General features: G+C 63.4%; 10 protein-coding genes. 4 read left to right on the top strand and 6 right to left on the bottom strand.

Annotated elements, in window-relative coordinates; genetic code table 11:
* The first annotated feature begins 46 nt into the window (after window positions 1-46).
* Window positions 47-859 carry a crotonase/enoyl-CoA hydratase family protein gene (locus Q0L30_RS13810; RefSeq protein WP_296657139.1) on the top strand — a complete coding sequence of 271 codons (813 nt, stop codon included), beginning with the start codon at window positions 47-49 and terminating at the stop codon, window positions 857-859.
* Window positions 860-1,027: 168 nt separating this feature from the next.
* Window positions 1,028-2,812: a winged helix-turn-helix domain-containing protein gene (locus Q0L30_RS13805; RefSeq protein ID WP_296657136.1), complete on the top strand. Its 1,785-nt coding sequence runs from the start codon at window positions 1,028-1,030 to the stop codon at window positions 2,810-2,812.
* Between the two features lie 117 nt (window positions 2,813-2,929).
* Here Q0L30_RS13805 and Q0L30_RS13800 read toward each other — a convergent pair whose 3' ends face one another.
* The 6 genes from Q0L30_RS13800 to Q0L30_RS13775 form a co-directional block, all read right to left on the bottom strand.
* Window positions 2,930-3,196, bottom strand: coding sequence for a hypothetical protein (locus Q0L30_RS13800; RefSeq protein WP_296657134.1), 267 nt, complete (start codon window positions 3,194-3,196; stop codon window positions 2,930-2,932).
* A 331-nt stretch (window positions 3,197-3,527) separates the two neighbouring features.
* Window positions 3,528-4,829, bottom strand: coding sequence for a homogentisate 1,2-dioxygenase (gene hmgA / locus Q0L30_RS13795; protein WP_296657262.1), 1,302 nt, complete (start codon window positions 4,827-4,829; stop codon window positions 3,528-3,530).
* Window positions 4,830-5,204: 375 nt separating this feature from the next.
* On the bottom strand, window positions 5,205-5,882 hold the full coding sequence (locus Q0L30_RS13790) for a MotA/TolQ/ExbB proton channel family protein (protein ID WP_296657131.1): 678 nt from the start codon (window positions 5,880-5,882) through the stop codon (window positions 5,205-5,207).
* 53 nt (window positions 5,883-5,935) lie between these two features.
* Window positions 5,936-8,314 carry a TonB-dependent receptor gene (locus Q0L30_RS13785; protein WP_296657128.1) on the bottom strand — a complete coding sequence of 793 codons (2,379 nt, stop codon included), beginning with the start codon at window positions 8,312-8,314 and terminating at the stop codon, window positions 5,936-5,938.
* A gap of 58 nt (window positions 8,315-8,372) precedes the next feature.
* Window positions 8,373-9,191, bottom strand: a complete 819-nt coding sequence (locus tag Q0L30_RS13780; RefSeq protein WP_296657125.1) for an energy transducer TonB — start codon at window positions 9,189-9,191, stop codon at window positions 8,373-8,375.
* A gap of 6 nt (window positions 9,192-9,197) precedes the next feature.
* Window positions 9,198-9,611, bottom strand: coding sequence for a biopolymer transporter ExbD (locus tag Q0L30_RS13775; protein ID WP_296657122.1), 414 nt, complete (start codon window positions 9,609-9,611; stop codon window positions 9,198-9,200).
* 254 nt (window positions 9,612-9,865) lie between these two features.
* Between Q0L30_RS13775 and Q0L30_RS13770 the strand changes: the two genes are divergently transcribed.
* Complete coding sequence (locus Q0L30_RS13770; protein ID WP_296657119.1) at window positions 9,866-11,089, top strand: phospholipase D-like domain-containing protein; 1,224 nt, start codon at window positions 9,866-9,868, stop codon at window positions 11,087-11,089.
* Between the two features lie 230 nt (window positions 11,090-11,319).
* Window positions 11,320-12,147 (top strand): EAL domain-containing protein, encoded by an 828-nt coding sequence (locus tag Q0L30_RS13765; protein WP_296657113.1) that lies wholly within the window; start codon window positions 11,320-11,322, stop codon window positions 12,145-12,147.
* The last annotated feature ends 202 nt before the right edge of the window (window positions 12,148-12,349 follow it).

The raw sequence follows: 12,349 nt of genomic DNA, 5'->3' as shown, positions 1-12,349 counted from the left end.
CCTGAATGTGACCTGAAGCGGTTGCACGCAATCAAGGAAACCCGCCATGCAAATCGAAAGGTTCGGCGCCGATTCCGGCACTGAAGTGCGTATCGAAGCGAACGGCCCCGTCGCGACCATCGTGCTCGACCGTCCCGCGCGGCGCAACGCCATCGACAGGCCAACGGCGAACGCACTCGCCAGCGCCTTCACGCGTTTCGAAACGAATCCGCAATGGCGCGCCGCAGTGTTGTTCGGCGCCGGCGGAACGTTCTGCGCGGGCGCGGACCTGACTGCGCTTGGCGACGAGAACCGCCGCAACGAAATCCATGCCGATGGCAGCGGGCCCGGCCCGCTCGGCCCGACACGCATGACGCTCAGCAAGCCGGTGATCGCCGCAATCACAGGATACGCCGTCGCAGGCGGACTTGAACTCGCCTTGTGGTGCGATCTTCGCGTCGTGGAGGAAGACGCGGTGCTCGGCGTGTTTTGCCGCCGCGTGGGCGTGCCGCTGATCGACGGCGGCACCGTGCGGCTGCCGCGGTTGATCGGCCTCTCGCGTGCGCTCGATCTGATCCTCACGGGCCGTCCCGTCGACGCGCATGAAGCACTCGCGTTCGGTCTTGCGAACCGGGTCGTCGCGCACGGCGAGGCCCGCGCGCAAGCCGAACAACTGGCCGCGCAAATCGCGGCATTTCCGCAGGCGGCGCTGCTCGCCGATCGCCGCTCGGCGCTCGATTACAGTCCGCTTGACGACATGGCCGACGCATTGCGCCGCGAAGGCGCGGCAGGTTATCGCGCGGTGCTCGACGAAGGACTCGCGGGCGCCGAATTATTCGCATTGGGTAAAGGTCGTCACGGCAGCGCATTCGATAGCTGATTCGGGTTGAAGGCGCCCGCGCGACCCACTAGATTGAAACGAGGATGACGTCGCCCACGCTGCGCCGCTCCGCTCTTGCGCATCGAGCGCAATACCGCACGATACGGCGGCATTCCTCTAATGAACCGCACTATCGCGCGCTCTTGAATCGGCATCACGGGGGAGTCCATGCCGACCGATCGACTTATCCGGTTCGCCGATTACGAACTCGACGTCGAACGCTATCAATTGCGACGCGCGGGCCAGCAGATCCGGCTCGAACGCCTGCCGATGGATCTGCTGATCATGCTGGCGTCGCGCCATGGCGAACTCGTCGCGCGCACGGATATCGTCGACCGTCTGTGGGGCGGCAGCCTGTTTCGCGACACCGAAAACGGCATTAATACGGCGATCCGCAAGATCCGCATCGCACTCGAAGAAGACCCGGCGCAGCCGCGCCATCTCATCACCGTGAAGGGCAAGGGCTACCGGCTCGATGGCGCGCATCGCGCCGCGCCCGAACCCGCCGTGGCCGATCCCGCCACGCCCCTGCCCGCAGCGGCACGCGCGCTCGTGCTGCCGTTTGCAAACCTCACCGGCGACGCGGCGCAGGAAAGCCTGTGCAACGCGCTCGCCGACGAAATTTCGGCGACGCTCGGCGCACTCCACCCCGAACGGCTCCTGCTGCTTGCGCGCACCACGGCCGCACGCTATCGCGACGCGCGAAAAAGCATCAGCGAAATCGCACACGAGCTGAAACTCGATTACGTGCTCGAAGGCTCGCTCACGAAGGAAGCGAGCCGGATGCGTGTCCTCACGCGCCTGATCCGCTGTGTCGACGAGGTGCAGATCTGGAGTTGCGCGCACGAACCCGTCGCACTGGGCGCGCTCGACATTCCCAAGGAAGTGGCCGCCGCGCTTGCACTGGACCTCGCGCCGACGCTGTGCGAGCAGCGCCGCATCACGCTCACGCGCCGCCTGCCGGTCGATCCGGCCGCGCACGACGCCTACTTGCGCGGGCGCTTCTACTGGTACCGCCGCGTGCACTTCGACGCGGGCTTCAGCGCGCATCACGCCGTCGACGGCGAAGATTTCTTCCGCAGCCGCGCGTATTTCGAAACCGCTGTCGAACGCGATCCCAATTACGCACTCGGTTACACGGGCCTTTCGAACTACTACGGATCGACGGTCGTCCACGGCCTCATTGCGCCGATCGAAGGCTGGCCGCTCGCACGCGAGCTGGCCGAAAACGCGCTGGAACTCGATCCGGATCTGCCCGAAGCGCACCACGCGCTCGCTGCAGTCCACTACTTTTTCGAATGGGACTGGAGCAAGGCCGAAGCGGGTTTCAAGGAAGCGTTGCGGCGCAATCCGACCTACGCGGACTCGCATCGCCTCTATGCGCGCCTGCTCGCCGCAATGGGCCGCCGCGCCGAGGGCGATGCCGCCATGGAGCGCGCCGAACGCATCGATCCGCTCGCGTTCCAGGGCGCGCGTGCGTTCGGCATGGTGCTATCGGGCAAGCATGCCCAGGTCGTTAGCGAATATCTGTCACCTGGACATCTGGAACATCCGCCGCTCGTCTATCAGTTGCTTGCGACTGCGTTCGAAGTGAAGAAGCTTTTTGCCGAGGCCGTCGATGCAACCGTCGAAGCGCTCGTGAGTTGCGGACAGCAGACGCGGGCAACGGCCATTCGCGCGCAATGGGAAGCGGGCGGCTACGACGCGGTGTTGCGCTGGTATCTGGACGACCTGCTCGTGCGGCGGCGCAGCCGCTACACGTCGCCGCTCGTGATTGCCGAGGCCTATGCGCGGCTCGCGCAACCGCATGAAATGTTCCACTGGCTCGAAGCGGCGCTCGCGGAGCGCAGTTCGCGCCTGTGCGAGCTACGCTCGAATCCGTGGTTCCAGCCCTACCGGCCCACCGGCCGTATGCGCATGATCGAAAAGCACATCGGCACCGGGCAGGCTTAGTATTTCATCGTGTCTCATTGTGCTGATGGTGCACACGGTATTGAACCGTGGCGACCACATACTGCATTCCAGCGCAGCGGCGGGCGGCAGACAAGCGTCGCTGCGCAGGCACGACACTTACTGTCCGCGATAAACGGAGCTGTCGAGGCGATCGCGTTCGCCATTCTGCTCGGAACGGATAAGTTCCTGATAGACCTGTGCATGGGTAATGGCCATCGGGCCGCCAGCGGCGCCAGTCGACATCGGCGCACCGCCCACGTCCTGTGCCGCCGGCGGGCTCGTGGCCTGCGACGGGTCGGACTGTGAATCGGCGGCAAAGACAAATCCTGCGAAGCTGGCAGCCGCGCAGGCCAGCGCGATACGTGTTGTACTTGACTTGTTCATCTCATCGCTCCGGAAGGGTTGCGCATGATCCCGTCCGCCATGCGCGCAGCGGACGATCGAGGCGTCCCGCACCCTGCGTGCACGGACTGGATCGTAGGAGGATCGTGCGACGCGCCGTTTGCCTGCACCATGGACGCAAGCTGAAGAAATCGTGGAGGATCGCTCGCCCGGCAGTCCGCCGATGCGAGCAAATACGCATCGATACGAGTGGATGCCTGCGAACAAGTAGCACTCAAAAGACGCCTGGGCTTCGGCTGAAGTTCGCCCGATATCGGCCAAGTCAAGCGGACAAGTCGAGCGGGAAATCAATCGGGTCAATCAATCAGGCAAGTCAGCGCTTGTGCGGATCGAAATACTTCGCGAGACCCTGCCAGCATTCGTAGTAGTCGGCCTGAAGCTGCGGCGATTCGAGCGCGTAGCGGGTCGGGCGGATCAGCGTGCGCGTTTCGAACATGAACGCCATCGTATCGGCGACCTTGTGCGGCTTCGAAGTATCGGCCTGCGACGCGCGCTCGAACGTCTGCGCATCCGGTCCGTGTCCCGACATGCAGTTGTGCAGGCTCGCGCCGCCCGGCACGAAGCCTTCGGCCTTCGCGTCGTAGACGCCGTGCACGAGACCCATGAACTCGCTCGCGACGTTGCGGTGAAACCAGGGCGGACGGAACGTGTTCTCGGCTGCGAGCCAGCGCGGCGGAAAGATTACGAAGTCGATCGAATCGACGCCCGGTGTGTCGGTTGGCGAATGCAGCACGAGGAAGAGCGACGGATCCGGATGGTCGTAGCTGATCGAGCCGATCGTGTTGAAGCGGCGCAGATCGTACTTGTACGGTGCGTAGTTGCCGTGCCAGGCCACGACGTCGAGCGGCGAATGGCCGATGTCCGCGCGCCAGAGTTCGCCGTTCATCTTCGCGACGAGTTCGAATTGCCCTTCCCGATCCTCATAGGCTGCACACGGCGTGAGGAAGTCGCGCGGATTCGCGAGACCATTCGCACCGATCACGCCCAGATCCGGCAGACGCAGCAGCGCGCCGAAGTTCTCGCAGATATAGCCGCGCGCTTCGCCGTCGGGCAGCGCCACGGTAAAGCGCACGCCGCGCGGAATCACGGCGATCTCGAACGGTTCGACATCGAGCCGGCCCATCTCCGTGGCAATCGCGAGGCGGCCATGCTGCGGGACGATCAGCAATTCGCCGTCCGCGTTGTAGAAGAAGCGGTCGAGCATCGGGCGGTTCGCCGCGTAGAGGTGAATCGCGCAGCCGCTCATCGACGCAGCCGAGCCGTTGCCCGCCATCGTCACCCAGCCGTCGATGAAGTCCGTGGGCGCCTTCGGCATCGGCAGCGGATCCCAGCGGAACTGGTTGGGCGGCGTCGGCGGCACGGCGCTGAAGTTGGCAACGAGGCGCGGCGATGGCGAGACGGCCGGTGCAACAGCCGGAGTGAATGGCCGATGCACGGCGCCTGGGCGGATGCGATAGAGCCAGGAGCGGCGATTGTGCGAGCGCGGCGCGGTAAAGGCGGTACCCGAAAGCTGCTCGGCGTAGAGGCCGTAGGCGACGCGCTGCGGCGAATTCCGGCCCTCGGGCAGTGCGCCGGGCAGCGCTTCGGTTGCGAATTCGTTGGCGAAGCCGCTCATGTAGCTGCGTAAGTCGCCGCGCGTGCGGCCGATGTTGGTGTCGTTCGTGTCGCCGCGCCCGGTGTCGACAGCTTCGTTATGGTGCCGCTGGGATGCATTCATCGCTGGCTTCTCGCTCATGTTGTCCTTCCGATACGGCCGGTCAAGAGAGAGTATGCGCCGATCGTCGATTGGCTCCTACGCGGCGCGGCGAAGTCCCATGCTTCATCCGATACAGATTTCGATGATGCCTGGCGGTCCGTCGTTGCGACAGGTTACGAGGTTTGCCCGAGCGTGCGCGCTATCGCTGCGCCCCGACGCCCTCGCAAGCGAAGGCGTCGGGGGCGGGTCAATGCATGCCGCCACCCGGGGCAGCAGAAACGGCAGCCAGCGTGTTTAGTCGGCGAATTCCGTCGCGACCGCGCTGTGTACGGCGCGATGCGAACCGGCCGACTTGTCGTGCCCACTGCCGCTCTCAAGCGTCCGATATCCGACATTCGCACGCAGCAGCAGGATCTTGAGGTGATCGCCGATGCGCTCGATACGGTCGTTGAAGTGATTGAGGAACAGCAGCACGAAGAGCGCGGTCGAGATACCGAGGGCCGTGGCGTACAGTGCGGTGCCGATGCCCGCCGACACGCCCTTCGTATCGGAGATGCCAGACGCAGCGAGCGAGGTGAACGTCTCGATGATGCCCAGAATCGTACCCAGCAGACCCAGCAACGGCGCTGCGGTCACGATCGTATCGAGGATCCACAGACGATGCTTGAGGCGGGTCTTCATCGCGAGATAAAGCGCCTGGGACAGGTTTTCCATCTCTTCCGCCGTGCGCGCCTTGCGGCGCGCCCGCGCGAGCGACTTCAGCGCCGCTGCGGGCACGCTGTCATTGCTCTCGAGATGCATGGCCAGGTCGTCGAGCGATGCTGTGTCGCCGGACAGCATCTGGTTCAGTTCGCGCGCATGGCGGCCGGTGTAGCGATAGAAGATGATCCGTTCCACGCTGATAAATACAGACAGCGCGAGGCAGCCGTACATCAGGTAAAAGGTCGAATCGTGCAGTAGTTGCGAGGTCATGTTCTGAATCCAGAGAAATCCGTCTGTACCGTTGTGCGTTCAAAATTCGGCGTTCAGAAGTCGGCGGTCAGCGTCGCCGAAATCAGACGCGGTGCGCCAAGGTAGTAATTCACCGTGCCGTTGCCGTTACCTGTTTGCAGGCTTTGCGGGTTGCGGTACCGCTTGTCGAGCAGGTTGCTGACGTTCATGCGAAGCGTGGGATTCTTCAGGAACGTGTTGCCGTTGAAGCGGTAACCGGCATCGAGGTCAACCGTGGTGTACGACGGAACGGCTTCATCGTTGGTCAGCGTCGCGAACTGGCGTCCCGTAAACTTCGTCTGCGCACGCGCGTACCACTGCCCGCGGGCGTACTGCGCGGACAGCGCCAGCAGCCAGTCCGGATCCAGCGGGTACTTCTTGCCCGCTGTCGGCGCCGTGACGGTTTTCGACACGCGCACGTCGTCCTTGATCCGGCTGTGGTTATTCGTCAGCGAGCCGTAGAGCGAGAACCCGTGGATCGGCGCCGTTCCGGCTTCAAGCTGGAAGCCGAAGTTGCGGATCGCCCCCGCATTCGTGTAGGTCGATTTATTGATGTTGGGATCGTACGCTGTGGCCTGGCGATTCTGGTAGTCGACGTAAAACACCGAGCCCGACAGCATCCCCCAGTCCGTCTGGTAGCGCGCACCGATATCGAAGATGTTCGAGGTTTCGGCCTTGACGTTACCCGTCATGACCGCGTTGCCGCCGACGATCGAAACGTTACCGTTAGTCGGCGAAAACGCGAAGTTGGGCGGCGCACGAAAGTTGCGGGCGCCACTTGCGTAGATCTGCAACGCGTCGTTGATCGAGTAGCGAACGCCAAGCTGCGGCAAAAAGGCCGTGTAGTTTTTGTTGATGTTATACGTGCGCCAGTTGAGCGAATTCGGCTGAAACGTCGCTGTGGCGAAGCCACCTTCGTTTGCATTGTTGGTGAAATCGCGGCGAACCGTCGGGATGCGGAAGCCGCCCTGCACGTTCAGCTTGTCAGCCAGCATCGAAACGGAATCCTGGACGAAGAACTCCCACGCCGTGCTGACCGTCTTCCAGTCACGCGACTGGAACGGCTTGCCACTCGGACCAGTAATCCAGCCGCTGTCGAGCCACACGTTGCTCGACGTGCCGTCCGCGTTGACGTGCACTGCCGGACTGGTCTGGCGGTGCACTGCGCGCTCGAACCACACGCCGGCCTGAATCTGGTGATTGGCAAGCTGTTGGGTCACGGAGACCGTCATGCCGGGACGATCGGTGTGCGTCACGCCGCTGCTGGCGACAATTCGCGTATCGAGCGTATCGCCGTCACCGTTGAGGTCCATCGCGCCACCGAGCTTTCGGGCGTCCGGATTGACCGGCAGGAAACCTTGTTCCCACAACCTTTGTTGCTGCCTGCCACCCGTGCCGTTGCCATACCAGTAGTACGGCTGCAGCTTGAGCTGCGTGGTCGGCGTCAGACGAAACACGCCGGTGACCGACGCCAGCATGTTTTCAAAGGGATTGGTCGAGAGCTTGTAGTACGTCTGCTGGCCCGGCGGCAACACGCCTTCGTTCTGCTCCGTCCCATTTTCCGGCGGCAGGTGCCCGATGAAGGTCGGCGAGGTGTCGAGGTAGTAACCGTACTGATTCAGGGTGCCAAGCGGCACCGCCAGGAAGTTGTTGTTCACGGCACGGTTGTAGTTCACCGTACCGGAAACGTAGTTCGCTTTGTCCACGTCGAAGCGGAAACCGAAGTCCATGTGGTCGCGGTCGGCCTTGCCGGGCCCCTTCCACTTTTCGACATTGCTGTGCGAGTAGGACATGAACACCTTGGCCATGTCGTTTGCGAAACGGCCGGAATCGACCCGCACAAACGAACTCAGCAGGTTCAGGCCACCGACGGTTTGCGACAGGCGCAGACGATGCGTGTCTTCCGGTTCGCACGTCACGATGCTGATATTGCCGCCGGTCGCGCCGACGTGTGGCGCGTCGAGATCGGTCGCGCCTTGCGTGACCGACTGCGAGCAGGTGTTTTGCGTATCGACGAGCTGCTGCGGGTAAACCGCGTAGCTACCCGAATCGTTGACCGGCGCGCCGTTGACCGTGAAACCCAGTTGATCGCTGTTAAAGCCGCGCACGGACAGGCCGCCGCCGAACAGACCGCTGCCGTCGTGACTGTAGGTGACAACGCCCGGCAACATGTTCATGGACTGAAACGGATTGCCAGTCGAACGTTCCTTTTCAAGTTCCGCGCGCGTAATGTTGCTGCGGGTCTTCGGCTCGTCGTCGCGGATGAGCAGGCCATTACCGAGCTTGTCGCCTTCGCCGGTGATCGTGACGGTGCCGATATTCGAAGACGACGCGGCGGTCGATTCGGCGGTCTTGGCCTCCTGTGCATGAGCGGCGGCGACTTCAAAAAGCAGGCTTACAGCAACGACGGTCACGCGCAGCGCGTGCACGCTCCGTATGGAGCGAGAAGTAGCGTGGGTCACTTTGGTATGTCTAGCTTGATGGGAGTTGGTAATCGATGCTCATGCAAAAAACACGGGACGGTTGTCCCTTGAAATGAGCCTCGTCGAACGGCGGATACGACACGCCTTCAATCAGGCGTTTCGCTGCTGAGTCGAGCAACACCGAGCCGGAGCTGGTGGTGATGCTCGATTCCTTGACGGCGCCGTCCCGACCGAGCGTCAGGCAAGCGCCAACAGTGCCGGCGGGCTTCTCGATCGACGCCTGGCGGCTCGTCGGGTAGCGCTTTTTCGATTCGATCAGCGCACGTACACGCGTTTCGTAGTCCTGATCGGCATGGGGATTTTTGGGCGCCTGGAGCGCAGCGACACTCGGCTGAGCGCGCGCCACCTCCTGTTGCGCCGCGTCGGTTGAAGGTGCGGCAGGCGCCGTGGCGGGCTCAAGCGTGCTCGCCTCCGTTGCCGTCGGCACAGGCGCTGGCGCCGGTGTCCTTATTGGCGTCTGCGTCTGCGTCTGCGTCTGCGTCTGCGTCTGCGTCTGCGTCTGCGTCTGCGGTTGCGGTTGCGGTTGCGGCTTCTGAATCTGCGGTTTCGGTGGGGGCGGCTCGACCGGCTCGGGCGGGCGAGTGACGCGTAACGGAACTTCAGGCGCGGGCGGCTTCGGCGTTGGCTCCGGCTCCGGCTCCGGCAGTTCGACAAGCGAAAGCTCGAGCCTCTCCTCCGCCTTTTGTCCGGCTTCGAGCGGCTTCGGCGTCCAGCTGGACAGTCCGGCCTGAAACAGCAGCGCGAGAATGACGGTCAGCCCGGCCGCGACTGATTCGCGCCGCGCGTACATGAGACGGTGCGTCGACATCGCGCATTACTCCGGCTTGCTGCGCGTGGCAATCGCGACCTTGGTGATGGACGCGCGCTTGAGCACGTCCATCACGTCAATGACGCGCTGCATCGTGGCAGCCTCGTCCGTCCTGAGCGTCACGGTCGGCACAGGGTTGTCCCGGGCTTCGCCACGCACAGCCTCGGCGAGCGCGGCGAGTGTCGTGTCGGCGCCGTTGACCTGCAGCGGACCTTCGCGGGTCACCGTGACGACCAGGGGCTTCCCGGGATCGATGGAGGTAGATGTCGACGACTGCGGCAGGTTGGTCTGCACGCCGCGCGCGGAAATCACGTTGATGCTAAGCAGTACAAAAAACACCAGCAGGAACATCATCACGTCGATCATCGGGATAATTTCTATGCGGGCGTGACGCTGTTGAGGCTCTTCGAAGTGGATCATGACTGCTCCGGATTAGATGCAGTCCGCATTATTCGTTAGCTAAACGAAATATCCATGAAGCACAAATGAAAGGATCGTGAAAGGCAAGCAGCAGCGACGGGACGATTCCTATGCGCCCGGCACTTACTGGCGCGCGTTTCGAAGGCGAGCACGAAGATTTCAGAATTGAACGAATTCGTCATCGTTTCATTGCTTAATGAAATAGAAACGAATGCAGAATGCGATGCCATGGAAAGCCTTGGAGAAAACGCCGCATGCGCAAACACCTGTCCTGCCTCGCCCTGCTGCTATGCAGCGCTGCGGCCCACTGCGCACAGCTCGATCCGTTCACGATCCCCGGTTTCGAACTGGTCCACAACGCGCCAACGAACAGCAACGCGGACAGTCCGGATTTGCGCGACCCCGTCACCGTGTGGACCCGGATGTTCGACGAGGCCGGCAAGACAATCGACGTCGGGCAGTTCTACGTGGCGGGCCAGCCGGGCAGCCAGCTGGACAAGGTGCTCGACAGTCTCGAAGCCGCCGGCAGGCGCGGTGTGAAGATTCGCTTCCTGATGGACCAGAAGGGCTTGAAGTTATCCGATGCGCCGACGCTCGCGCGGATCCGGAGCATTCCGAACCTGGCATTCCGCACCATGGACTTCGGCAGGCTGAGCGGCGGGATCATCCACGCGAAGTATTTCGTGGTTGACCGGCGTACGGCGTTCCTCGGCAGCCAGAACTTCGATTGGCGTGCGCTGGAACACATCGACGAAACGGGCTTGCGAATCGGCGATCCCGTGACGGTGCGCCAGATATCGGCGATCTTCGAGCAGGACTGGAAGGCACAGGAGGCGCTCGCTGCAGGACGTGTTCCGCCGCGCCCGACAGCCGCCCGCAGCGGTGCGTGCGAGAGCCGCGCATCGTTCCTCGCGGCGAGTCCGGCTGCCTACAACCCTGCGTGCGTGGCGGATTCCGGGAAGGTCCTGCCGCAACTCATCGGCTCGGCAAAGCGCTCGATCCAGGTGCAGGTGATGACCTATGCGCCGCTTGAATTCAGCGAGACGCACAAGCGCGTGTACTACCCCGTGATCGACACCGCGTTGCGAGCCGCAGCCACACGCGGCGTCCGCGTACAACTCCTGGTTGCAAACTGGAATCTGAAAAAGCCCGACGTCAGTTATCTGCAGAGTCTCGCGCTTGTGCCGAATGTCGAGATGCGGGTCGTGACCGTACCGCCAGCGGCGAGCGGTTTCATTCCGTATGCGCGCGTGGTCCACAGCAAGATCATGTCGATCGACGACGAAATCGCCTGGGTGGGGACGAGCAACTGGAGCGGCGGTTATCTCGACAACTCGCGAAACCTCGAAGTCGTGATGCGCGATCCGAAGATGGCGCAGCGCGTACGCGAACTGCACCAGGTGTGGTGGAATTCGCCGCATACGGCACCCATTGACGTGGCGCGCGATTATCCGGCACCGCATCCCGCCGAGCCTTGAAAAGCGCCGCAGGATACCTGCTCCGCAGCGAAACTCTCCCAAAGGCCGAACGGTCGTGCCGTCGCTCCGGCCTTGTGCGGCTCTGAACCGCCCTCCAAAGACCGCGCCCGCACGCGGCAACCATATCGATATGCCGAGGAAGTAGAAGCCGCGAGCGCGCCGACTTGCTAACATCCAGTCATGCGGCCCCGCTCCTGCGCCTGGGGGCCAGCGCCGCCATTGACGCCACCATGATTGCTCCGACCATTTCCGAGCTTGTCGCCCTCGCGACCGAATACCCGTTTCTTGCCGACCATCTCGCGATGGGAACAGGCCCGCACGCGGCCCAGGCCATCGCGACATGCCACGGCATCGAACTGCTCTCGGCCTACGAGCCGATCTACGACATTTCCGTCCATAGCGGCGTGCAATCGCTGACGGCCGATCTCGCCAACGCATCGCGCTTCGGCGACGAACTGGGCTTCCAGGCGGTGACGCTGCGCGAGCAGAACGGCGGCACGGTGCCGTTCAATCCGTTCGAGGACTCGCGCGACGACCAGGAGCTCGTCGCGCTCGACCGCATGGTGCGCGCGCTGCACGCGATCAACTTCCTCGGCGCGCAGCAGCACGGGCTGTTGTTCCTGCGCGTCCACGAACGGTTGTTGAAGAGCGTGAAATACGACCACGGACACCACTTTTCGAACGTGCTGGTGTCGTTCGGGCTCAACCCCGGGCGCATCGTGATCGAGTTGCCGGCTGCGGCGGTCGCGCACCGGACCTTCGTCGGCTACCTGACGAAAAGCTATCAGCGCTATGGGTTCAAGGTGGCGGGTAACCTGCCGAACGCCGGACAGATCCTGTCGATCTCCGATATGGCGCGGCTCGATTTCGTGAAGATGGACGCAACCGCGGCGCTGCGCGATTCGGTGGTCAAGCCGCTCGTGAGCTACGCGGCGCGGCTGCGTATTCCGCTCATTTTCAACCGCGTCGCCGATGCCGCGCAGTTCGAGCAGCTGCTGCAATACGACGTGCGGTTCGTGCAAGGGCCCGTGTTCGCGGCGGGGAACCAGACGGTGTGAGGCGGCGCGCGGGCGGTAGTGCACCGCCGCGATTAGCGATCGGCGGCGAGCCTGCGCTGAGGCTTAGGGCTTCGGGCTTAGGACTTCGGGCTTAGGGCTTAGGGCTTCGGGCTTCGGGCTTCGGGCTTCGGGCTTCGGGCTTCGGGCTTCGGGCTTCGGGCTTCGGGCTTCGGGCTTCGGGCTTCGGGCTTCGGGCTTCGGG

Origin of the sequence: Paraburkholderia sp., assembly GCF_024281035.1 — a bacterium.
Taxonomy (GTDB): domain Bacteria; phylum Pseudomonadota; class Gammaproteobacteria; order Burkholderiales; family Burkholderiaceae; genus Paraburkholderia.
This window is presented reverse-complemented; position numbering and strand designations above follow the sequence as displayed.

Excerpts from the sequence above, each read along its gene's own strand:
- Q0L30_RS13810 (WP_296657139.1), top strand. The coding sequence starts at position 47 with ATGCAAATCGAAAGGTTCGGCGCCGATTCCGGCACTGAAGTGCGTATC.
- Q0L30_RS13805 (WP_296657136.1), top strand. The coding sequence starts at position 1,028 with ATGCCGACCGATCGACTTATCCGGTTCGCCGATTACGAACTCGACGTC.
- Q0L30_RS13800 (WP_296657134.1), bottom strand. The coding sequence starts at position 3,196 with ATGAACAAGTCAAGTACAACACGTATCGCGCTGGCCTGCGCGGCTGCC.
- hmgA (WP_296657262.1), bottom strand. The coding sequence starts at position 4,829 with ATGAGCGGCTTCGCCAACGAATTCGCAACCGAAGCGCTGCCCGGCGCA.
- Q0L30_RS13790 (WP_296657131.1), bottom strand. The coding sequence starts at position 5,882 with ATGACCTCGCAACTACTGCACGATTCGACCTTTTACCTGATGTACGGC.
- Q0L30_RS13780 (WP_296657125.1), bottom strand. The coding sequence starts at position 9,191 with ATGTCGACGCACCGTCTCATGTACGCGCGGCGCGAATCAGTCGCGGCC.
- Q0L30_RS13775 (WP_296657122.1), bottom strand. The coding sequence starts at position 9,611 with ATGATCCACTTCGAAGAGCCTCAACAGCGTCACGCCCGCATAGAAATT.
- Q0L30_RS13770 (WP_296657119.1), top strand. The coding sequence starts at position 9,866 with ATGCGCAAACACCTGTCCTGCCTCGCCCTGCTGCTATGCAGCGCTGCG.
- Q0L30_RS13765 (WP_296657113.1), top strand. The coding sequence starts at position 11,320 with ATGATTGCTCCGACCATTTCCGAGCTTGTCGCCCTCGCGACCGAATAC.